General features: G+C 33.0%; 20 protein-coding genes. 14 read left to right on the forward strand and 6 right to left on the reverse strand.

Annotated features, from left to right (window positions below):
- The 3 genes from VKY41_RS08610 to VKY41_RS08620 all read right to left on the reverse strand — a co-directional run.
- Window positions 1–964 (reverse strand): hypothetical protein (locus tag VKY41_RS08610; RefSeq protein ID WP_500814040.1); only part of this gene is annotated, 964 nt, incomplete at its 3' end.
- Window positions 965–1,144: 180 nt separating this feature from the next.
- On the reverse strand, window positions 1,145–1,954 hold the full coding sequence (locus VKY41_RS08615; RefSeq protein ID WP_500814041.1) for a DNA/RNA non-specific endonuclease: 810 nt from the start codon (window positions 1,952–1,954) through the stop codon (window positions 1,145–1,147).
- 50 nt (window positions 1,955–2,004) lie between these two features.
- Window positions 2,005–4,641, reverse strand: coding sequence for a valine--tRNA ligase (locus VKY41_RS08620; protein ID WP_500814042.1), 2,637 nt, complete (start codon window positions 4,639–4,641; stop codon window positions 2,005–2,007).
- 185 nt (window positions 4,642–4,826) lie between these two features.
- Between VKY41_RS08620 and VKY41_RS08625 the strand changes: the two genes are divergently transcribed.
- Window positions 4,827–5,252 carry a DUF1573 domain-containing protein gene (locus VKY41_RS08625; protein WP_500814043.1) on the forward strand — a complete coding sequence of 142 codons (426 nt, stop codon included), beginning with the start codon at window positions 4,827–4,829 and terminating at the stop codon, window positions 5,250–5,252.
- 57 nt (window positions 5,253–5,309) lie between these two features.
- Here VKY41_RS08625 and VKY41_RS08630 read toward each other — a convergent pair whose 3' ends face one another.
- Window positions 5,310–6,638 carry an aspartyl protease family protein gene (locus tag VKY41_RS08630; RefSeq protein WP_500814044.1) on the reverse strand — a complete coding sequence of 443 codons (1,329 nt, stop codon included), beginning with the start codon at window positions 6,636–6,638 and terminating at the stop codon, window positions 5,310–5,312.
- A gap of 219 nt (window positions 6,639–6,857) precedes the next feature.
- Between VKY41_RS08630 and VKY41_RS08635 the strand changes: the two genes are divergently transcribed.
- From VKY41_RS08635 to VKY41_RS08680, 10 genes are all read left to right on the forward strand, one after another.
- Window positions 6,858–8,048: a pyridoxal phosphate-dependent aminotransferase gene (locus VKY41_RS08635; protein ID WP_500814045.1), complete on the forward strand. Its 1,191-nt coding sequence runs from the start codon at window positions 6,858–6,860 to the stop codon at window positions 8,046–8,048.
- Entirely contained in the window at window positions 8,048–9,058 is a 1,011-nt protein-coding gene (gene murB / locus VKY41_RS08640) for a UDP-N-acetylmuramate dehydrogenase (RefSeq protein WP_500814046.1), read from the forward strand. The genes VKY41_RS08635 and murB overlap by 1 nt, the downstream gene beginning before the upstream one ends.
- A 60-nt stretch (window positions 9,059–9,118) precedes the next feature.
- On the forward strand, window positions 9,119–9,652 hold the full coding sequence (locus VKY41_RS08645) for an RNA polymerase sigma factor (RefSeq protein WP_500814047.1): 534 nt from the start codon (window positions 9,119–9,121) through the stop codon (window positions 9,650–9,652).
- A 9-nt stretch (window positions 9,653–9,661) separates the two neighbouring features.
- Window positions 9,662–10,459 (forward strand): anti-sigma factor, encoded by a 798-nt coding sequence (locus VKY41_RS08650; RefSeq protein ID WP_500814048.1) that lies wholly within the window; start codon window positions 9,662–9,664, stop codon window positions 10,457–10,459.
- 150 nt (window positions 10,460–10,609) lie between these two features.
- Complete coding sequence (locus tag VKY41_RS08655) at window positions 10,610–10,813, forward strand: membrane or secreted protein (RefSeq protein WP_500814049.1); 204 nt, start codon at window positions 10,610–10,612, stop codon at window positions 10,811–10,813.
- Between the two features lie 9 nt (window positions 10,814–10,822).
- The gene (locus VKY41_RS08660; RefSeq protein WP_500814050.1) at window positions 10,823–11,941 is read left to right on the forward strand and encodes a glycosyltransferase; all 1,119 of its coding nucleotides are present in this window, start codon (window positions 10,823–10,825) and stop codon (window positions 11,939–11,941) included.
- Window positions 11,932–12,486 carry an RNA polymerase sigma factor gene (locus VKY41_RS08665; RefSeq protein WP_500814051.1) on the forward strand — a complete coding sequence of 185 codons (555 nt, stop codon included), beginning with the start codon at window positions 11,932–11,934 and terminating at the stop codon, window positions 12,484–12,486. Before VKY41_RS08660 ends, VKY41_RS08665 begins: the two co-directional genes overlap by 10 nt.
- A gap of 102 nt (window positions 12,487–12,588) precedes the next feature.
- Complete coding sequence (lipA, locus tag VKY41_RS08670) at window positions 12,589–13,467, forward strand: lipoyl synthase (RefSeq protein ID WP_500814052.1); 879 nt, start codon at window positions 12,589–12,591, stop codon at window positions 13,465–13,467.
- A complete protein-coding gene (gene gap / locus VKY41_RS08675; RefSeq protein ID WP_500814053.1) occupies window positions 13,467–14,465 on the forward strand; it encodes a type I glyceraldehyde-3-phosphate dehydrogenase in 999 nt (332 codons plus the stop codon). The genes lipA and gap overlap by 1 nt, the downstream gene beginning before the upstream one ends.
- A 49-nt stretch (window positions 14,466–14,514) precedes the next feature.
- Window positions 14,515–16,740 carry an ATP-binding protein gene (locus VKY41_RS08680; RefSeq protein WP_500814054.1) on the forward strand — a complete coding sequence of 742 codons (2,226 nt, stop codon included), beginning with the start codon at window positions 14,515–14,517 and terminating at the stop codon, window positions 16,738–16,740.
- On the opposite strand, the gene lpxK is transcribed toward VKY41_RS08680, so the two are convergent.
- Entirely contained in the window at window positions 16,737–17,741 is a 1,005-nt protein-coding gene (lpxK, locus tag VKY41_RS08685; protein ID WP_500814055.1) for a tetraacyldisaccharide 4'-kinase, read from the reverse strand. The genes VKY41_RS08680 and lpxK overlap by 4 nt on opposite strands.
- A 52-nt stretch (window positions 17,742–17,793) precedes the next feature.
- Between lpxK and VKY41_RS08690 the strand changes: the two genes are divergently transcribed.
- From VKY41_RS08690 to msrA, 3 genes are all read left to right on the forward strand, one after another.
- A complete protein-coding gene (locus tag VKY41_RS08690) occupies window positions 17,794–18,888 on the forward strand; it encodes a Nif3-like dinuclear metal center hexameric protein (protein WP_500814056.1) in 1,095 nt (364 codons plus the stop codon).
- 3 nt (window positions 18,889–18,891) lie between these two features.
- Window positions 18,892–19,671, forward strand: coding sequence for a zinc ribbon domain-containing protein (locus VKY41_RS08695; protein ID WP_500814057.1), 780 nt, complete (start codon window positions 18,892–18,894; stop codon window positions 19,669–19,671).
- Between the two features lie 125 nt (window positions 19,672–19,796).
- On the forward strand, window positions 19,797–20,465 hold the full coding sequence (msrA, locus tag VKY41_RS08700) for a peptide-methionine (S)-S-oxide reductase MsrA (RefSeq protein WP_500814058.1): 669 nt from the start codon (window positions 19,797–19,799) through the stop codon (window positions 20,463–20,465).
- Window positions 20,466–20,491: 26 nt separating this feature from the next.
- Here msrA and VKY41_RS08705 read toward each other — a convergent pair whose 3' ends face one another.
- Window positions 20,492–21,289, reverse strand: coding sequence for a class I SAM-dependent methyltransferase (locus VKY41_RS08705; RefSeq protein WP_500814059.1), 798 nt, complete (start codon window positions 21,287–21,289; stop codon window positions 20,492–20,494).
- Window positions 21,290–21,308: the final 19 nt, after the last annotated feature.

Consider the following 21,308-nt stretch of genomic DNA (forward strand, 5'->3'; position numbering starts at 1 on the left):
AAGGACTCTTCATTCTTACAATTCCGGTTCCTTTAGAATCATTATGTACATTACTACCAGTAGTTTTACCAATTCCAGCTACATGGTGGTCGAAAACCTTATTACCATCATCGTGAGTATAATAATTATTTTCTGCAAGTGGAATATTATATTTTGCCGATAAGTAGTTATCTATAATAATTCTCTGTGCTTCATTTATAGCACTTTTATACATAATAACTTCTCCTATATCACCTTTAAAATGATATCTAGCTGCTCCCTCATTTGCTCCTGCACCGATTCTAAATGGGGCTGGTTTATCACTCGTAACTGCCACCATTGGATGGCTTGTTTTAACGCTGTAGTCACTATCAACAAAAAGACTAGTGTTATTTCTCCCACTATGTTTGTAATTTATATTTTGAATAGACCATTGATTTAATGTAGAAATATTACTATTTGTATGATGCCAAACCACATTATAAACACGCCAATCACTACCTGAACCTGTCCAATATAACCAATGATTACTATTTATACTAGAGTATAAAACAAACCCTTTTTTATTAAAATTAGGAAATTCGTAATACTCATTACGACTAGAAATAACTGCCTGGTAATCATCATTAATTTTAACTTTACTAGCAGTAAAGACACTAAACTCATCAGGGTTTAATTCTTGTTCAAAAGGTTTTTGAAAATAGTTAGTCTCCCCATCAAAATTATAAGTACTATATCCATTAACTGAATTCGCTTGAAAAGCAGCCCCATTTCCTTCTCTAAAATCAAATCCTCTTCCTGATTGATCTGTCCATTTAGTATTGGTATTATTGCCTCTATCAGCATCCAACCACAACACTAAATCTGAAGCCCCATTAGTAGACCCTACCCCACCAGGTCCGTTTGGAACTTGGGCTTGAGAAAACAATGGGTTAATAAAAATGCTTATTATAGTAAAAGCGAAGAATTGTAAATATTTTATCATGTTGATTTGGACCTTTTTTTTCGGCCTGCAAAGATAACATGAAAAGACTGATTTAGAACAGGTTTAGCCTGGATTTAGCTGAAATGCATATTTCAACGACAACAGAATTTTAATAGTAAAAATATTGTTAAAATTATAGAAAAATAGAGCCTTTTTGGAGTTAAAGCACTTAAAACCTATCTAATTAAAACTCCAGTTCTTATAATCTGCTGAAGCCTCGAGTCTTTCCTCCAAACTATCTTCTAATTCAGGGAAGAAATCTATTCCAGTAAGTTTCTCTATAGAATCCACAGGAACTACAAACTTGTACAAAGGAAGCCTGGAGTTTTCATGAGGCATTAAAAAGGCTATCATTTTTGTCTTGCCAGAATTTGTATCTATCAAAACCTTATAAAATTGTTTAGGCACAGATACTCGCTCTTCACCAATAGTTTCAAGGTTATCTTCTAACACACCTCCTGTTACAACAAAAACACCATTATATTTGTCTGCCCAATACCTAACTTTTTGTTCTAAAGTATTCCAAATTCCAGAATTAAATTCATGGTCCTGAGGACTGATATTACTTGTTAAAAAAGTTTCATTAAATGCCTCCTGACTATAAGTTCTGTCACCTGCTGGACATAAATGCCCTCTATCAAAACCTGACTTTTTATAATTTCTCCAATGTGCAGCTCCAGTTTTTACTGCTGGATCAACTTCAAAATAAGGTCTTGTATAATTGGTATTGGTAAGATGTTCCTTTTTTAATTCGTAGGCTACCCATTCTGCTTGTTCATGAGGTTCGCTATAGGATAAAGAATAACCTTCATGGTGAATAACTTGACCTGTAGTACTTGTAGGCAAAAAAAACTCGTTGGTAGCACTTTTTACTGTTTTACCTGAAGCTACAAACTCTTGCTGTTCGTTTTCTTCTAAATAAAACTCCACATAAAGAACGCCACAAAAAATGAGGATGGCAATTATAGAATATATATTTCTTTTTTTCATTATAAAAAACCTGCAAATCCCAATTATTTAAGATTTGCAGGTTGATTTGTTTATTGTAAAGATGCTAAACTAGCTTTTAAAGTTTCAATTTTCGCCAAGGCGTCTGCCTCTTTGTTACGTTCGTTAGCAATAACTTGTTCTGGAGCACCAGCTACAAAACGTTCGTTAGCTAATTTCTTTTGAACGGATTTCAAGAAACCTTCTGTATAATTTAACTCGTTTGTTAACTTCTTTATTTCAGCTTCTATATCGATAGCTCCAACAATTGGTATAAAGTACTCGTTGGATTTCACTCTGAAGGTTAACGCGCCTTCTACAGCTTCAGTGGTATACTCCACGCCTTCGAGATTTCCTAATTTAGCAATAACCTCATCGAAAGTGCTTGTTGTGTTTTCTTTATTGATTACTGAAAAACCGATAGCGTCTTTAAAAGCAATGTTCTTTTCTTTTCTAATTGTTCTAATTCCAGAAACCACCTCTTGAGCAAACTCAAATTCTGAAATTAAGGACTCATTAACCGGTTTGGTTTCTGGCCATCTAGAAATTATTAATGCTTCTTCTGGTGTTCTCTCAGAAATATATTGCCAAATTTCTTCAGTAAGAAATGGCATAAACGGATGTAATATTTTTAAAATATCCTCGAATATAGCAACAACGCTTTTTAATGTTTTAGCGTCAATTGGTTGCTGATAGGCCGGTTTTACAATTTCTAATAACCACGAAGCAAAATCGTCCCAAATTAGCTTATAAGTCGCCATTAAAGCATCAGACAAACGGTATTTGCCATAATGATCTTCAAGCTCTATTAATGTTTTTTGGAATTTTGATTCAAACCATTCTATAGCAATTTCACTTGATTTAGGTTGTGGAATGGAATTATCAACCTCCCATCCTTCAACCAGTCGGTAAGCATTCCAAATTTTATTGGCAAAGCCTTTTCCTTGTTGACATAAAGTTTCATCGAACATTAAATCGTTACCAGCTGCTGAACTTAATAAAAGACCTACTCGAACACCATCTGCTCCATAATCGTCAATTAATTTTAAAGCATCCGGAGAATTCCCAAGAGATTTACTCATTTTACGACGTTGCTTATCACGAACCAATCCTGTTAGGTACACATTGTTAAATGGTCGTTCGTCCTTGTACTCATAACCAGCAATAATCATACGCGCTACCCAAAAGAATAAAATATCTGGACCTGTAACAAGATCGTTAGTTGGATAGTAATATTTAATGTCCTCGTTTTCTGGATTTCTAATTCCATCAAACACACTCATTGGCCATAACCAAGAAGAAAACCAAGTGTCTAAAGCGTCGGTTTCCTGACGTAGGTCGGTAACCTTTAATTGCTGGTTATTAGATTTTTCTTTGGCAAGCTTAAGCGCTTCTTCGATAGTTTCTGCAACTACAAAATCTTCTTTTCCGTCGCCAAAATAGTAAGCTGGAATTTGTTGTCCCCAAAGTAATTGTCTTGAAATATTCCAATCGCGGATATTTTCCATCCAATGTCTGTAGGTATTCTCGAATTTTTTTGGAAACAATTTAATTTCTGCATCTTCACCTAAAACAGCTTCGATAGCAGGCTTAACCAAGTCTTCCATTTTCAAGAACCATTGGTCACTTAATCTTGGTTCGATAACGGCTTTGGTACGTTCTGAAGTACCTACTTTATTAACATGCGTTTCGGTTTTCACCAAAAAGCCTTTTTCTTCTAATTCTTTTGAGATTTCTTTTCTTACAACAAATCGATCCTTTCCTTCATAGTGCAATCCAAAACTATTTAAAGTAGCATCGTCATTAAAAATATCGATAACCTCTAAATTGTGTTTATCTCCTAAATTCTTATCATTTTCATCATGAGCTGGAGTAACTTTTAAACAACCTGTACCAAATTCAACATCCACATACTCATCTTCAATAATTGGAATAACTCGGTTACACAATGGAACTATGGCTTTTTTTCCTTTTAAATGTGAAAAACGCTCGTCGTTTGGATTAATACAAATAGCTGTATCACCTAAAATAGTTTCCGGACGTGTTGTAGCAATAGTAACTTTTTCGTCGCTTCCTTCTATATTGTACTGTAAATAATATAGGTTTCCTTGACGTTCTTCGTAAACTACCTCCTCATCGGAAAGGGTGGTTTTAGCTTCTGGATCCCAATTTACCATTCGGTAACCACGATAAATTAAACCTTTGTTATGCAAGTCAACAAAAACTTTAATAACAGCTTCACTCATATCCTCATCCATGGTGAATTTGGTTCTATCCCAATCGCAAGAACAACCAAGTTTTTTAAGCTGCTCCAAGATAACACCACCATATTCATGTGTCCAATCCCAAGCATGAGCCAAAAACTCATCACGTGTAAGGTCGTTTTTATCTATTCCTTGCTCTTTTAATTTAGCAACCACTTTAGCTTCCGTAGCAATGGATGCGTGATCTGTACCAGGAACCCAACAAGCGTTTTTACCCATTAATCGGGCACGACGTATTAATACATCTTGAATAGTATTGTTTAGCATATGCCCCATGTGCAAGACTCCCGTTACGTTTGGCGGTGGAATTACAATGGTATATGGTTCTCTTTCATCTGGTGTAGAATGAAAATAATTATGTTTCATCCAGTAGTTGTACCATTTACTTTCTACTTGACTGGCATCATATTTTGATGGAATTTGCATACTTTGGAATAGTTTTTGAAATGTAATAGACAAAAGTACTTATATTTATTTTTTTGGTAAAATTATATGCATGTATAATGTCTATTTAAATAAGTTTAACATTTTAAGAAGTGTGTTATACATCTAATTTTTTGCGAAATAATTAAAAAGTAACTAAGTTTACCATCTTATAAAATCATAAAATTATGAAACATTTATTTACAGTATTATTTATCAGCATGTTAAGTTTATCTGTTTCCGCTCAAGAAAAAACGGCGAAAATTGAATTCAAAACAGATGTTATTGACTATGGTACAATAGAAAAAGGAGCCGATGGTGTTCGTGTATTTGAATTTACAAATACTGGTAATGCCCCTCTAATTATTTCTAAAGTTAACTCTAGTTGTGGCTGTACCGTTCCGAAAAAACCGGAAGGACCTATTCAACCTGGAGAATCTGGTGAAATTCAGGTAAAATACGATACAAACCGTGTAATGCCAATTAGAAAAACTATTACAGTAATATCTAATGCAGACACACCAACTGTAGCCTTAAAAATTAAAGGTGATGTTATAGATTCTAGCAAAACAAATGTTCTTGAGAAAAAGAGTACAAGTGTTATGGAAAAATAACTACACAGTATAAAATTAAAGCTTAATAAAACCTTGAGGAATCCTCAAGGTTTTTTTTTATTTTTGAAACACATCGTCAAGGTAAAACACGAAGGTTAGTTCCACACCATTCCTTTCCACCTCTAATTTTATACGCTGCCCATGCTCATCATAAAACATATGTGAAATTTGTTGTAGGGTAAACCTATCAGTAGATTTATTGTTGATATACAAAATAACATCTCCCAACATTAACCCTGCCTTTTCTGCGGGAGAATTTTCCCGAAGCTCTACTATGGAATAAGCAGGCTTTAAACTAAACTTATATTTAGTCTTTAATAAAACGATAGAGTTATTTTCCATAAAATCGTCATCAGACCTATAATCATAATCCTTTTCCTTAGTCAACCGTACAGCATTCTGTTCCAATTCTATTCCGCTTTTGTTATAGCTGAATGCCTCTTTAAATCGTTTGTTTTTTTTAAACGTAACTGCGCTATTAGGATAATCGATAATTAGATTAAACCGTTTTAAAAAATCTCCTGCAATACTTCCATTTCTACCTTTATGCTGTTTAACATAAACTAAAGATTCCTGATTGGGAAAAGATACATTCACATTATTTAATTGGAATTTATTTACTAGAACTTTTTCAATTTTAGAACGTTTTCCATAAACACTTCCCGTTAAACCATGACCTAAAAAGTCTTCAAAAAAAACCTTGTTAGTTACAATGCCCAAACTATCATCTTCAAAAAGCCACAGGGCGTCACTTCCTCCGGAATCGATAAGTAATTTTACTGGAATTTGTTTACCTTTTATTTCAACATTTAAATAAACATAAGGTTTGTTTTTATAAAACTCCATCTCTAAAGTTTCGCACGAACGACAGGTTTTATAATTGTAAACCATGGGATTTGTAAGTCGAATGTACTCGGAATCATAATTTATTTCCACTACAAAATCCTTTAATAAATCGTAACCAATAATACCATGAATTGGGAATCCTAATCTTGGTGCAAAATTGAGGTTTGGACTGTAAACAGCATAGAGTTCTTGATTCAGATTAACGGCATCACCAATTTTTGATATGTTATTTGTAGACTGTAAGGCTTTAATAGCTTCACCTTCACCCAAACCCCTTAAGAAAATAGTTTTAGTGTTTTTAATTTGAAGCGAATCGGTAATATTTAAGAAGTTAAAAATAATGGTCTTATTTACACCTGAATCCAAAATAAAAGACAACTCTACACCATTAATTTCTACTGGAATAATGATTAGGTTATTTATAAGTTTAAATCTTATTTTGTCAGTTTCTTTTTTATTCTGAATAACAAAGTTTCCTTGTGAAAAACCAACAATGTGAAGACAGCATGCAAAAAACAAAAAGAAAATTAACTGTTTCATTTATTCGAGTATTAGAAAAGCATGAAAGAACGAATTCTACAAACTCAAATATGACTACTGCATAGATGAACCAGAGCATATAAATTCACTTATTACGGAATTTACAAATTCTTTTATTATTAATTTAAATTTCTAAGATTTATTTCCTAAAACTTTAAGACAAATTTTCAAACCTTTCAGATAATTTTTAGACCTTTGCTCCTTTAATAAAATCGTATCATGCCAAGTATATCCAAAAAAGGGCAGCACATGCCACAATCGCCAATTAGAAAGCTAGTACCTTATGCTGAAATGGCTTATAAACAAGGAAAAACTGTTTATCATTTAAATATTGGACAACCAGACATTAAAACACCTGAAATTGCCTTAGATGCAGTAAAAGTGCATTCTTTAGATATTTTAGCCTACACCAGATCTGAAGGTTCTGATGAATACAGAAGAAAAATTGCCAATTATTATACGCAACATGAAATTCAAGTTGATAAAAGCGATATAATTGTAACTACTGGAGGAAGTGAAGCCTTATTGTTTGCTTTTGGAAGTGTTATGGATACAGACGACGAAGTTATTATTCCTGAGCCTTTTTACGCAAATTACAACGGTTTCTCCACAGCTTCTGGCGTGAACATTGTTCCGGTAATCTCTAAAATTGAAGACAATTTCGCATTACCTCCAATAGAGGAATTTGAAAAATTAATCACCCCAAAAACCAAAGCTATTTTAATTTGTAATCCTGGAAACCCAACAGGATACTTATATTCTAAGGAGGAAATTAAAAAACTAGCTACCATAGTAAAGAAACACGACCTCTTTTTAATCTCAGATGAAGTTTATAGAGAGTTTGTGTACGATGGAGAAAAGCACTACTCTATCATGCAAGAAGAAGGTTTAGAAGAACACTCTATCATGATAGATTCTGTATCTAAACGTTACAGCATGTGTGGCGCAAGAATAGGTTGTTTGGTTTCAAAAAACAAAGAAGTTATTTCTACAGCTTTAAAATTTGCTCAAGCAAGATTAAGCCCTCCAACCTTAGCTCAAATTGCTAGTGAAGCTGCTTTACAAACACCACAAAGTTATTTTGATGATGTTATTGAAGAATATGTAGCCCGTAGAAACACCTTAATTTCTGAATTAGAAAAAATAGAAGGCGTAAAAGTTGCTAAACCAAAAGGAGCCTTTTATTGTATAGTTGAACTTCCTGTAAAAAACTCAGATGCATTTGCACAATGGCTTCTAGAAAGTTTTGATGTAAATGGTGAAACGGTAATGGTTGCTCCAGCGGCTGGTTTTTATTCAACTCCAGGAGTTGGTGTAAACCAAATTAGAATTGCCTATGTATTAAATCAGGATAGTCTTAAAAAAGCGGTTAGCATTTTAAAAGAAGCTCTTAAAGTTTATAAAGATTAGTGCAAATTAAACATAACATATCCTTAAAACCATACAACACCTTTGGCATTGATGCATTGGCCAAACATTATATTGGTATAAATAGTGTAGACGAGCTAAAACAAGCTTTAAACCTAAAAGAATATCCCAGTATTTTTGTGTTAGGTGGTGGTAGCAATATGCTACTAACAAAAAATATAGATGCTCTTGTATTACATCTTAACATCAAGGGCATCTCTATTATTTCTGAAGATGATGAGTTTGCTATTGTACAGGCCAATGCTGGCGAAAACTGGCACGAATTTGTACTTTGGTGTTTAAACAATAACTTTGGCGGACTTGAAAACCTTTCCTTAATCCCTGGAAATGTTGGCTCTGCACCCATTCAAAATATTGGAGCTTATGGCGTAGAATTAAAGGACTCTTTTGTTTCTTGCCAAGCTTTGGATATAGCTTCAAGAACCTTGAAAACCTACACCAAAACAGAGTGTAATTTTGGTTACCGAAACTCTGTTTTTAAGGAAGAAAAAGGAAAAAACATTATTTGCAATGTCACCTTTAAACTTTCGAAAAAAAACCACACACTCCATACATCCTATGGGTCGATAGCTAATCAATTAACTGAAATGGGAATTGAGCATCCAACCATTCAAGATGTTTCGCAGGCTGTAATAAAAATCAGGCAAAGTAAACTTCCTGATCCAAAAAAAATAGGCAATAGCGGTAGTTTCTTTAAAAACCCTGTTATTTCAAAAGAAAACTACTTAAAATTAAAAGAAAATTTCGAAGACATTCCTGGCTATACCGTATCTGATACCGAAATAAAAGTTCCGGCTGGGTGGCTTATAGAAAAAGCTGGGTTTAAAGGAAAACAATTTGGCGACTATGGCGTTCATAAAGAGCAAGCCTTGGTTTTAGTAAACTACGGAAATGCCAAAGGACAGGAAATTTTGCAATTGGCACAATTAATCCAAAAAACAGTACATCAGATTTTTGACATTACAATAGATGCCGAGGTAAACATTATTTAATTAAAAAACTCTAACTTTGGTTTTCACCCAACTAATTAAAAACACATTAATTCACCAACCTTGAGCACACCTATCGAAATAGAAATAGTTGGCCTACTCCAAAAAGGAGACAAAAAAGCCATCACCTTGCTATACGAAAACTATGCGGATGCCTTGTTTGGTGTCATTTTAAAAGTTTTAAACGACGAGGAGCTTGCTCAAGATGCTCTACAAGAAACCTTCATTAAAGTTTGGAAAAACTCCAAGTCTTATAACAGCAAAAAAGCCAAACTATTTACTTGGCTTTATCGTATAGCCTACAATACAGCTATAGACAAAATAAGGTCGCAAACAAATAAAACTGGTAAGGAAATCCAAATTGAAGATTCCAACGTATATATGTTAACATCAGAGGGATTAAACCAAGATGTTATGGACATTAAAACCCATCTAAAAACTTTAGATGAAAAATATCAAATAGTAATAAATGCCCTCTTTTTTGAGGGTATGACACAACAAGAAGCAAGTGAAGAATTAGACATTCCACTTGGAACCATTAAATCAAGATTAAAAATAGGATTACGTGAACTTAAAAAGATTTACGATCCAGAATAAAAACGAGTCATGAATGATAAAATAAATACATTTTTAAATTCTGACCTATTAGAAAAGTATCTTTTAGGTGATACTACTTCTGCCGAAACAGAAAAAGTTGAAACATATCTTTCTGAATACCCAGAAGTACAGAATGCCTACAACACCTTGCAAAACAACTTAGAAATTGTTTCTAAAAGTCAAGCTGTTGACGCCCCTAAACACATTTTAAGTAATATTTTAAATGAGTTAGACGAAGCTCCAGTTGTTAACATAAAGCCAGTAAAAAAATACAAAAAATGGCATCATTTGAGTATCGCTGCTAGTTTTGCAGCATTAATTTTTGCTGGAAGTTCATTGTTGTTTTTTACACAAAACCAAAGTTTAAAAATAGAAAACCAAAAAATTGTTGACGAAATCTACGATTTACGAAATGATATAAGCTTAAATAACAACAAGCTAAATGACATCATGCAACAGTTTAAACAGCTTAACAATCCGGAAACTGAGAAATACATAATAACCGGAAACAACCGAGCTAAAAACCTTAAAACAGTAGCTTATATTAACCCAAAAGAAAAAACGTCAATGATAGACGTAGTATCGCTACCTCAATTACCAGAAGACCAACAATATCAAATTTGGGCACAGGTACAAGACAAAATGGTTAGTTTAGGTATTTTAAGTGAAACTGATAGACAATTAAAACAAATTCCTTACACCGAAAACGCTTTAGGTTTAAGCATTACCATAGAAGAAAAGGGAGGCAGTCAAATTGGATCAAAAGAAAATGCCGTTGCCGAAATAACACTTCAAAAACACAATTAAAAAGTACTATATACTATTTAATTTAGAGCCTCACTTTTCCTTAAAAAAGTGAGGCTCTATTTTTATCATGTCTCATTAAAAGTTCGTAAATTTGCATTATAGTATGAGGCTTCAATAAACCTGCCTTAAACTTAAATAAAATACAAACTCATGAAACTATTTTTTATAACATTAATTTTATTAGGTCTTGCCATTGCAGGTATAGCTATAAAACTTTGGGCGAAAAAAGACGGAAAATTTGCTGGAACTTGTGCCAGTCAAAACCCTGCGCTTAATAAAAATGGTGAATCTTGTGGGTTTTGTGGTAAAACTCCTGAGCAATACGGCGATTGTAACGAAACCTCACATTCATAATACAACATTATGATGATTTTAGAGGTAGCACTCTACGCCTTCTTGGTGGTAGTTATTATTCAAGTTGTATACATTATATTTTTCTTCGGAAAATTCGCTTTTCTAAAACCTAACAAAAAACCTTCCACAGCCACAGCTATACCTGTATCGGTTATTATCTGTGCTAAAAATGAAGCAGAAAACTTAAAAGTTTTCTTACCTTCAATTATTAATCAAGACTATCCAAATTTTCAAATAGTATTGATTAACGATGCTTCCTATGACGAAACCTTCGAAGTAATGGAAGAGTTTGCCGAGCTTCATACCAATATCAAACTTGTTAATGTTGCAAATAACGAAGCGTTCTGGGCCAATAAAAAATACGCACTAACACTAGGTATTAAAGCGGCAAAACACAATCATTTACTTTTTACAGATGCCGACTGCAAACCAGTTTCACCACATTGGATTTCCGAAATGGCCTCTCATTTTAGCGAAAGAAAATCTATAGTATTAGGTTACGGCTCATATGCAAAAGTTAAAAACTCATTTTTAAATAAATTAATCCGCTTTGAAACCTTTTTAACAGCCATCCAATATTTTTCATTTGCCAAACTTGGCATACCATATATGGGTGTAGGAAGAAATCTAGCTTATACTAAAGATGAGTTTTTTAATACTAACGGATTTATGAGCCATATGTACATCCGCTCTGGAGATGACGATCTATTCATTAATCAAGTTGCCACTTCTCAAAATACTGAAATTTGTTTTTCAGAGGAAAGCTTTACTGAATCCACACCAAAAAAAACATTCAAGGACTGGATTACACAGAAACGCAGACATATAACTACGGCCAACCATTACAAAATAAAACATAAAATACATTTAGCTTTATTTTACCTAACTAATATTCTATTTTGGATTTTAACCGTTGTTTTACTATCTACATTGTTTAAATGGGAAGTTGTGCTTGGATTGTTTTTAATAAGAAGTATAGCTCAATTTATTGTTTATCATAAAGCTTCAAGAAAACTCAACGAAAAAGATTTATTAATTTACACTCCAGTTTTAGAACTTTTTTTAATAGCTTTCCAATTAAGTATTTTTATCAATAATTTGATCTCGAAACCTAAACATTGGAAATAAAAGAAGCGATACAGAAAGCTAAACAAAACGATCAAAAATCATTTAACTTCCTACTGGATACCTATTGGGATTATGTTTATGGCTTCCAGCTTAAACGTGTAGAAAATGAAAATGATGCGGAAGACATAACGATCCAAACTTTTTCCAAAGCATTCGACAAAATAGCTACGTTTAACGAAAGCTATGCTTTTAAAACTTGGCTAATTACTATCTCAAAAAACATTCATATTGATTTAGTTAGAAAAGATAAACGACAACCTTCTAATAGCATTTCTAACGACAATGAAAACTCGTTTTATGATATTTTAGATGAAACCCCTTCCGTTGAAGACAAATTAATTACGGAACAGAATTTAGCCAAGTTACTTCGCGACATAAAAAAACTAAAGCCTCATTACCAAGAAGTAATAAATTTAAGATACTTCCAAGAATTAAGCTACAAAGATATTTCCGAAGAGCTAAATGAACCAATAAACAATGTAAAAGTAAAATTGTTGAGAGCTAAAAAACTACTTGCTGCAATAATTAAAACCAAATCCCAATAAATTCTGTTTTAATATAAAGACTTTTCTACCACCAATTTTATCAGGCTTCAGTAGTTGTTCTTCCTTACTTTTGTATCTTTGTCATTGAAAAACACTTTGTAAATGGACAGCAAAACAGCTTCAAATACCTTACCTACAAGAGAGGCCAAGCCTAAGTGGTTAAGGGTAAAACTACCAACAGGTAAAAAATATACAGAATTAAGAGGTCTTGTAGATAAATACAAACTTAATACCATTTGTACCTCTGGTAGTTGCCCTAATATGGGAGAATGTTGGGGTGAAGGAACTGCAACTTTTATGATTTTAGGTAATATCTGCACCCGTTCTTGTGGGTTTTGTGGAGTACAAACTGGCCGTCCTGAAACCTTAGATTGGGATGAACCTGAAAAAGTGGCTCGTTCCATAAAACTCATGAAAATTAAACATGCTGTTTTAACAAGTGTTGATAGAGACGATTTAAAGGATATGGGAAGCATTATGTGGGCAGAAACAGTAAAAGCTGTTCGTAGAATGAATCCAGAAACAACCTTAGAAACCTTAATTCCGGATTTTCAAGGAATAGAACAACATATCGATAGAATTATAGAAGTAGCTCCTGAAGTGGTTTCACATAATATTGAAACCGTAAGACGCCTTACACGAGAAGTTAGAATTCAAGCGAAATACGACAGAAGCCTTGGTGTTTTAAAATACTTAAAACAACAAGGACAACGCCGAACTAAATCCGGAATCATGCTTGGACTTGGAGAGACGAGAGAGGAAGTTATAGAAACTTTACACGACCTGAAAGAAAATGAAGTGGATGTAGTAACAATTGGTCAATACTTGCAACCAAGCAAAAAACATTTACCAGTAAAACAATTTATTTTACCAGACCAATTTGAAGAATACAAACAAATTGGATTAGATTTAGGCTTCAGACATGTGGAAAGTAGCGCCTTAGTTCGCTCATCATACAAAGCTCAAAAACACATAAATTAATGATTCATGTAGCTATAAATGGTTTTGGACGTATAGGAAGACGTGTTTTTAGATTATTGCAAGACAACAAAAATATTCAAGTTGTAGCTATTAACGATCTTGCTGATACTAGAACTCTTAGTCACCTACTAAAATACGACAGCATTCACGGTATTCTTAAAGATCATGTTACTTTCGATGAAGAAAATGTAATTGTAAATGATAGAAAAATCCCATTTTTACATGAAAACCACCCAAAGGACATTAATTGGAATCCTTATAATATAGACATAGTTATTGAAGCTAGTGGGAAATTTAAAACTCGTGAAGAGCTAGAATTTCACATTAAAAATGGAGCTAAAAAGGTTATTTTAAGTGTTCCTCCGTTAGAAGACGACATTAAAACACTTGTTTTAGGAGTTAACAACCACATACTTAACGGAGACGAAAACATTGTATCCAATGCATCTTGTACGACGAACAATGCTGCTCCAATGATTGATATTATCAATAAACTTTGTGGGGTAAAACAAGCGTACATTACAACGATTCATTCTTACACCACAGATCAAAGTTTACACGATCAACCCCATAAAGATTTACGTCGAGCTAGGGCAGCAGGTCAATCAATTGTACCAACAACTACAGGAGCTGCAAAAGCACTAACAAAAATATTTCCAGAACTTTCAGAAGTAATTGGAGGTTGTGGCATTAGAGTTCCTGTTCCGAATGGATCTTTAACAGACATTACTTTTAATGTTGAAAAAACTGTTTCTATTGATGATATTAACAAAGCGTTTAAAACCGCTTCAGAAAACAGCTACAAAGGCATTTTAGAATACACCGAAGACCCAATAGTTTCTATTGACATTGTAGGAAATACACATTCCTGCATTTTCGACTCGCAAATGACTTCTGTTATTGGAAATATGGTAAAAATAATTGGTTGGTATGATAATGAAACTGGATATTCTAGCAGAATCATTGATTTAATTAGTGATATGTCGACCTTTAAGTAACTTTTGTCGAATAAATATTTATATTTGTTACTACTAGTTTACTTAAAAAATGTCCCGATTCATCAATTACATAGCTGTTATTTTACTGTTGATGAGCTTTAGCGCTTCATCCCAAACTTTAATTGAAGAAGACCCTGAAACTATCCAAAATACAATAGATTACCGTATTATTCAAGCTCAAAAGGACATTGAAAAAAATGCTTATTACGAAGCGCTAGAAAAATACAATGAGGCTTTAGAACTTGCTACTAAAATTGATAACAAGAAAAGTATTGGTATTATCTATTCCAAAATAGGAAAACTTCAATATATAATTGAAGAGCCTGATGATGCTATAAAATCTTTAATTAAAGCCAACGAAGTTCAACGTTTTTCGAAAGATGATATTAACCTTGCTGAAACTTATAAAGTTTTAGGCAATGTTTACATAACTAAAAAACAATACGAACAAGCTCTAGATTATTACAAATCTTCCAAAGCACTCTTCAATCAAGAAGGTTTAGTTGATTTTGAAGCCGAAGTTCTTTTACAAGAAGGAACTACTTACTTGGCCTTAAAAGACTATAAGAAGGCAAAATTGCACTTATTACAATCTATATCAATAGCTAAAAGATACGATTTAGATAAAATCCTAAGCAGTGCAAAAATCAACTTAGGGACAGCTCTTTTTTACTTAGGTGAAAAAGAAGACGCACTAGAACAAGCAAATTCCGGATTAAATATTGCCAAAGCAAATAGTTTTAAAAACGTATTAAACGAAGGGTATTTAAGTTTAAGCAAATTAAATGAGGAAATTGGCAACTACGAATTAGCCAATAACTATTTAAAAAAACATATTGCTTTAAAGGATTCGCTATTAACCATGAAGCGTAGTAATTTATCTCAGGAGAAAAGACTTCAGCTACTAATAGATAATCAAACAGAATATCAAAAAAAGCAATTAGCCGATTTAGAACATCAAAAAGCGACTAACAATTTAAATAAGCTAACCACCATTTTAAGTATTGCCTTAATTACCATCCTATCATTGTTAACACTGTCACTTTACAAAAACAATAATATTAGGTTAAAAACAAATAACATGCTGCACAAAAAAAATGCAGAGTTAATTGTTGCCAAAGAAAGAGCCGAACTTGCCTCCAAGACCAAAGCAAACTTCCTATCTACAGTTACGCACGAATTAAGAACACCACTGTATGCTGTAACAGGATTAACCAACATGCTATTAGAAGAAGATCCAAAACCAGATCAAGTTCAACATTTAAAATCGCTTAAATTCTCTGGAGATTACTTACTAACCTTCATAAATGACATCCTACAAATCAACAAAATTGAAGCCAACAAAGTCGATATAGATCCAGAAGCTTTTAGTTTAAAAAAGAAAATAACCAATATTATTGCGGCACTCAACAATTCGGCAGCAGATAATAATGTTAAAATACATTTTAAATATGATTCCAATCTTCCATCAAACTTTATGGCAGACCAAATCAAAATCTCTCAAATCTTAATCAATTTAATAGGAAATGCAATTAAATTCACAAAAGATGGAGATATCTGGGTACGAACAAGTCTAGCAGGAAAAACAAACGATATCTACCAAGTGAAATTTGAAATAGAAGATAATGGAATTGGAATTAGCCAAGAAAAGCAGAACCAACTTTTCGAAAGCTTCTCTCAAGGCTCTATCCAAATTAACAGAAAATACGGTGGAACAGGATTAGGTTTATCTATCGTTAAAGGGTTGATTCATATTCTAAAAGGAACCATATTTTTAGAAAGCGAACTTGGAAAAGGCTCTAAATTCATTATTGAATTACCAATGAAATACGCTGAAAACGTAGAAAAAATTGAAGAAATAAAATACTTTAAAGATATAAATGAAATTGATCTGAAAGACATTAACATTTTAATAGTTGAGGATAATAAAATCAATCAGATGATTACCAAAAAAATCCTTACTAAAATGAGACTAAATAGCGAGGTTGTAGACAATGGTGAAGATGCAGTAGAGATTGTTAAACAAAAACAATTTCATGTAATACTAATGGACATTCATATGCCGGGAATTAGTGGTCTTGAAGCCACTAGAATTATACGTACTTTTAATAAAGATATTACAATTTTTGCCCTTACGGCAGTAACTTTAGAAGACAAAATGCAAGAGTTTGAAGATGCTGGTTTCGACGATATTATTTCAAAACCATTCAAACAGGAGGATTTCGAAAAGAAACTTTATAACGCCTTAATTCAACAAGATTCAGGAACGGCCTAAGAATTAACAAAGTTTAAAATTTCACTATTAAAGATTGCTGAATCATCAACTTGAACCTCAATAGGAATATAAAACAATTTATCTTTTAGCAGAACTTCATCCTTTAAACGCATATAATCTTTTTCAGTAGTCAGTATACAGTCTAACTTTGACAAATCGTCAATTTCCTTCTCTGAAAAGCTATGATGATCATTAAAATTTAAATGTTTAAACTCAAGTTTATTCACCTTTAAATATTCCACCAACGAACTAGGGTTTGCAATTCCAGTAACCAAAGTAAAATTATTTAATTCAGTTAATTTTATATGCTTAGTGGCCGAAAAAACCTCATTAGAATAGATAATAGAACTAAAAAATACCAATTGATTTTCGTCAGGCCTCAATTTTGTTTTAATCTCTTCCTTTTCTTCTCTACTTAAATTTATAGGGCATTTTGTTACGACAATTATTTGAGCGCGTTTAGCACCACTAACAGGCTCTCTTAGATTCCCGGTTGGAAGAACAATATCACTGCAGTACAAGTCACCGTAAGCCGTTAAAAGTATATTAAAACCAGCCCTTACTTTTCTATGTTGAAAGGCATCATCCAACAAAATAACTTCTGGTTTATTATTTAAACTTTGTAAACTTTCAATTCCATTTTGTCTATTTGCATCAACAGCCACTAAAATATCTTCACCAAATTTATTATAAAACTGAAATGGTTCATCACCTAAACTTCTTGCAGAGTCGTTAACATCTGCCAGTTTAAAGCCATTCGTTTCACGTTTGTAACCTCTACTTAATGTCGCTAAATTGTAGTTGGTTTTTAATAAACGAATTAAATATTCAATCATGGGTGATTTCCCGGTACCCCCAACACTTAAATTACCTACGCAAATAACAGGAATTGGATAAGACTTGCTTTTCTTCCAGCCTAAATCGTATAGTTTATTTCTAGTCCAAGTAACTAAATAGTATATTGGAACAATAGGAAACAAGATGTATCGTAAGAATTTCATTGAAGCGAATTTAAAAATTTTATCTTTGTTTGAAACTTAATAACATAAAATTATGATTGTTCAAGATGTCATAAATCATATCGAGGCACTTTCACCTTTAGCTTATGCCGAAGATTTCGACAATGTTGGTTTACTTGTAGGAGATAAAAACAGTAAATTAACAGGTGTTTTGGTGACCCTAGACACATTAGAAACAGTAGTAGATGAGGCTATTGATAGCAAGTGCAACCTAATTGTTAGTTTTCATCCAATTATTTTTAAAGGCCTAAAAAAACTAACGGGAAAATCCTATGTGGAACGAGTTGTTATGAAAGCCCTAAAAAACGATATTGCCATTTATGCCATGCATACCGCATTAGACAATTCTGTTTTAGGAGTCAATAATATGATTTGTGAAAAATTGGGTCTAAAAAACCGAAACATTTTAATACCACAAGCACAAACCATAAAAAAACTAATCACATTTGTTCCAAAAAACGAAGCAGAAACGCTTAGAAATGCATTATTTGAAGCTGGAGCAGGAAGCATTGGAAATTACGACCATTGTAGCTTTAACTTAGAAGGTCAAGGCACTTTTAGAGGAAACGAAAACTCCAACCCAGTAATAGGTATTAAAGGAGAAACTCACCAAGAAGCAGAAACTCAAATTTCGGTAACCTTTCCAAAACATTTAGAGTCTCATATATTAAAAGCACTATTTAAAACACATTCTTATGAAGAAGTCGCTTATGAGATAACAACTTTGGAAAATAAAAACCAAAATATTGGTATGGGAATGATTGGAGAGTTAGAAAACAAAATGTCTGAATCTGACTTTCTAAAATTCCTTAAAACGAACATGAATACCGAAGCAATAAGGCATTCCAATTTACTTGGAAAAAGCATCAAAAAAGTAGCTGTTTTAGGAGGTTCAGGCAGTTTTGCTATTGAAGCTGCAAAAGCTGCAAAAGCTGATGTTTTTGTAACTGCAGATTTAAAGTACCACGACTTTTTTACAGCTGAAAACCAAATCGTTTTGGCAGATATTGGTCATTATGAAAGTGAACAATTCACAAAAAACCTTTTAGTTGCATATCTTACAAAAAAAATTACTAATTTTGCAATCGTTTTATCAAGGACAAACACCAATCCTGTTAAGTATTTTTAAACTATGGCAAAAAAGAAAGAAGCAACTGTAGAAGAGCGTTTAAGAGATTTATACGACTTACAACTTATCGACTCTCGTATCGATGAAATTAGAAATGTTCGTGGAGAACTTCCTTTAGAAGTTCGTGATTTAGAAGATGAAGTTGCTGGACTAAACACGAGATTAGAGAAATTAGAATCTAGTTTAGAGTCTATAGACAGTCAAATTACCGGTAAAAAGAATCTTATTGAAGAATCTAAATCGTTAATTAAAAAATACAACGAACAACAAAAAAACGTTAGAAATAACAGAGAGTTCAACTCTATCACTAAAGAAATAGAATTCCAAGAATTAGAAATTGAACTTGCTGAAAAGCACATTAAAGAATTCAAATTTCAAATCGATCAGAAAAAACTTGTTATTGCTGAAACTAAAGAGCGTTTAAAAGCACGTCAATCGCACTTAAAACACAAAAAAGGTGAATTAGATGCAATTTTAGCAGAAACTGAAAAAGAAGAAGTTGCTTTAATTAAAAAGTCAGAAGAATACAGAGAAAGTATTGATGAGCGTTTGGTAAAAGCTTACATGCGCATTAGAACAAATGTTAAAAATGGACTTGCTGTTGTGCCAATCGAGAGAGGTGCTTCTGGAGGATCTTTCTTTACTATTCCACCACAAGTACAAATGGAAATTGCTGCACGTAAAAAAATCATTACTGATGAGCACAGTGGTCGTATTCTTGTTGATGCTCTTTTAGCTGAAGAAGAAAGAGAAAAAATGGAAAAAATGTTCTCTAAACTATAATTCATTTTAAAATTTATATATTTAAAAGCCTTCATTTTTATGAAGGCTTTTTTTATTTAAAAATCTACAGCCTTTTTCCTTAAGGTTCTTAATCTAATTCCGACCATACTAACAAAGAAAAAATAATGCTAAACATAAAAACCATTTTCCCTACTTTCTTAATTGTACTATTTTTTAGTTGCAACAACATGGCGCAACAAAACTCAGAACAAGAAGCTGTAATAAATGCAAGCCCAATTGAGGAACCCTTACAAAACGGAAAATTAAAAGCTTATTTCGCTAGCGGTTGCTTTTGGTGTGTAGAGGCCATCTACGAAAGTGTTTATGGTGTAGAAGAAGTTATTTCCGGTTATGCTGGAGGACACACAAAAAACCCTACCTATGCTTCCAGCAACACTGGACGTACCGGACACGCAGAAACTGTTGAAGTAATTTACAATCCAAAAATGGTTAGTTTTTCTACTTTAGTAGATGTGTACTTTGGATCGCAAAACCCAGCACAAGTAAATGGACAAGGTCCAGATAAAGGTTCACAATATCGTTCTATTATTTTCTATCAAAATGATGAGCAGAAACGAATTATAGAAACAAAAAAAGAAACTTTAGCTAAAAAACTAAATACAACTATTTCCGCAGAAGTATATCCTTTCACGAAATTTTGGAAAGCGGAAGACTATCACCAAAACTACGAAAAGCTTCATCCTGAAAATGCGTATATACAAAATGTATCCATCCCAAGACTAAAGAAGTTTAAAGCAAAATTTCCAGAATTGCTGAAAGAGAATAAAAAATAAAGCTATCCAAGCGTTTTAGGCCCAACTTATTTTGTTGCCTTAATCTCAAAAATCAAAGGGTAGAGCTTGTCTTTTGATACAAACAATCCTGATTCACTTTCAATTAAATTGGGCAAGACATTGTAAGGACTTTCATCATACTCATTCAAGTAGTCAATATGCAAACCAGCCGCTGTTAAGGCGTTAATTACTTCACTTAATCCATGATTCCAGCCATATTCCTTACTTATCATTTTTGATTCAGAATCGGCATAAGTACCTTCATATTCTTCATAAATAACCTCATCTTGCATATACCCGTATTTCATAGCAGGTTTTTCCCCTAAGTAATCGAACATCCAAACTATGGGATGAAATTCAACCATATAAAAGACACCTCCCGTTTTCAATCGTTCAGCAATCATTTTTCCCCAAGGTTTTAAATCTGGAAGCCAACCAATCACTCCATAACTAGTAAAAACAATATCAAATGTTTCTTTAATGTGTTTTGAAGTATCTAAAACATTACAACATACAAATTGAGCATCTAATTTTAGTTCTTCATTAAGAGATTTCGCTAATTTAATGCCCTCATCGCTTAGGTCAACTCCAATGCACGTCGCACCTAGCCTACTCCAACTCAAGGTATCTTGTCCAAAATGACATTGTAAATGCAACAGACTTTTTCCTGTAACATCTTCAAGAGCATTTAATTCATAAGGCATTAATGAAGTTTTACCTTTCTTAAAAGCTTCAAGTTGATACATGGCACTTTTTGAATGAATTTTCACTTTTTCATTCCAAGTAGCTTTATTTGCATTAAAATAAGGATCGTATTTGCTCACGTGATTTTTAATTATTAAA

The sequence above is a fragment of the Xanthomarina sp. genome, assembly GCF_035306605.1.
Classification (GTDB): Bacteria; Bacteroidota; Bacteroidia; order Flavobacteriales; family Flavobacteriaceae; genus Xanthomarina.

What these genes read in the sequence shown, in the direction of transcription:
- VKY41_RS08690 (WP_500814056.1), top strand. Translation starts at nt 17,794, where the DNA reads ATGATTGTTCAAGATGTCATAAATCATATCGAGGCACTTTCACCTTTA.
- VKY41_RS08620 (WP_500814042.1), bottom strand. Translation starts at nt 4,641, where the DNA reads ATGCAAATTCCATCAAAATATGATGCCAGTCAAGTAGAAAGTAAATGG.
- VKY41_RS08615 (WP_500814041.1), bottom strand. Translation starts at nt 1,954, where the DNA reads ATGAAAAAAAGAAATATATATTCTATAATTGCCATCCTCATTTTTTGT.
- VKY41_RS08650 (WP_500814048.1), top strand. Translation starts at nt 9,662, where the DNA reads ATGAATGATAAAATAAATACATTTTTAAATTCTGACCTATTAGAAAAG.
- lpxK (WP_500814055.1), bottom strand. Translation starts at nt 17,741, where the DNA reads ATGAAATTCTTACGATACATCTTGTTTCCTATTGTTCCAATATACTAT.
- gap (WP_500814053.1), top strand. Translation starts at nt 13,467, where the DNA reads ATGATTCATGTAGCTATAAATGGTTTTGGACGTATAGGAAGACGTGTT.
- VKY41_RS08680 (WP_500814054.1), top strand. Translation starts at nt 14,515, where the DNA reads ATGTCCCGATTCATCAATTACATAGCTGTTATTTTACTGTTGATGAGC.
- VKY41_RS08635 (WP_500814045.1), top strand. Translation starts at nt 6,858, where the DNA reads ATGCCAAGTATATCCAAAAAAGGGCAGCACATGCCACAATCGCCAATT.
- VKY41_RS08660 (WP_500814050.1), top strand. Translation starts at nt 10,823, where the DNA reads ATGATGATTTTAGAGGTAGCACTCTACGCCTTCTTGGTGGTAGTTATT.
- VKY41_RS08630 (WP_500814044.1), bottom strand. Translation starts at nt 6,638, where the DNA reads ATGAAACAGTTAATTTTCTTTTTGTTTTTTGCATGCTGTCTTCACATT.
- VKY41_RS08625 (WP_500814043.1), top strand. Translation starts at nt 4,827, where the DNA reads ATGAAACATTTATTTACAGTATTATTTATCAGCATGTTAAGTTTATCT.
- VKY41_RS08655 (WP_500814049.1), top strand. Translation starts at nt 10,610, where the DNA reads ATGAAACTATTTTTTATAACATTAATTTTATTAGGTCTTGCCATTGCA.
- VKY41_RS08695 (WP_500814057.1), top strand. Translation starts at nt 18,892, where the DNA reads ATGGCAAAAAAGAAAGAAGCAACTGTAGAAGAGCGTTTAAGAGATTTA.
- lipA (WP_500814052.1), top strand. Translation starts at nt 12,589, where the DNA reads ATGGACAGCAAAACAGCTTCAAATACCTTACCTACAAGAGAGGCCAAG.
- msrA (WP_500814058.1), top strand. Translation starts at nt 19,797, where the DNA reads ATGCTAAACATAAAAACCATTTTCCCTACTTTCTTAATTGTACTATTT.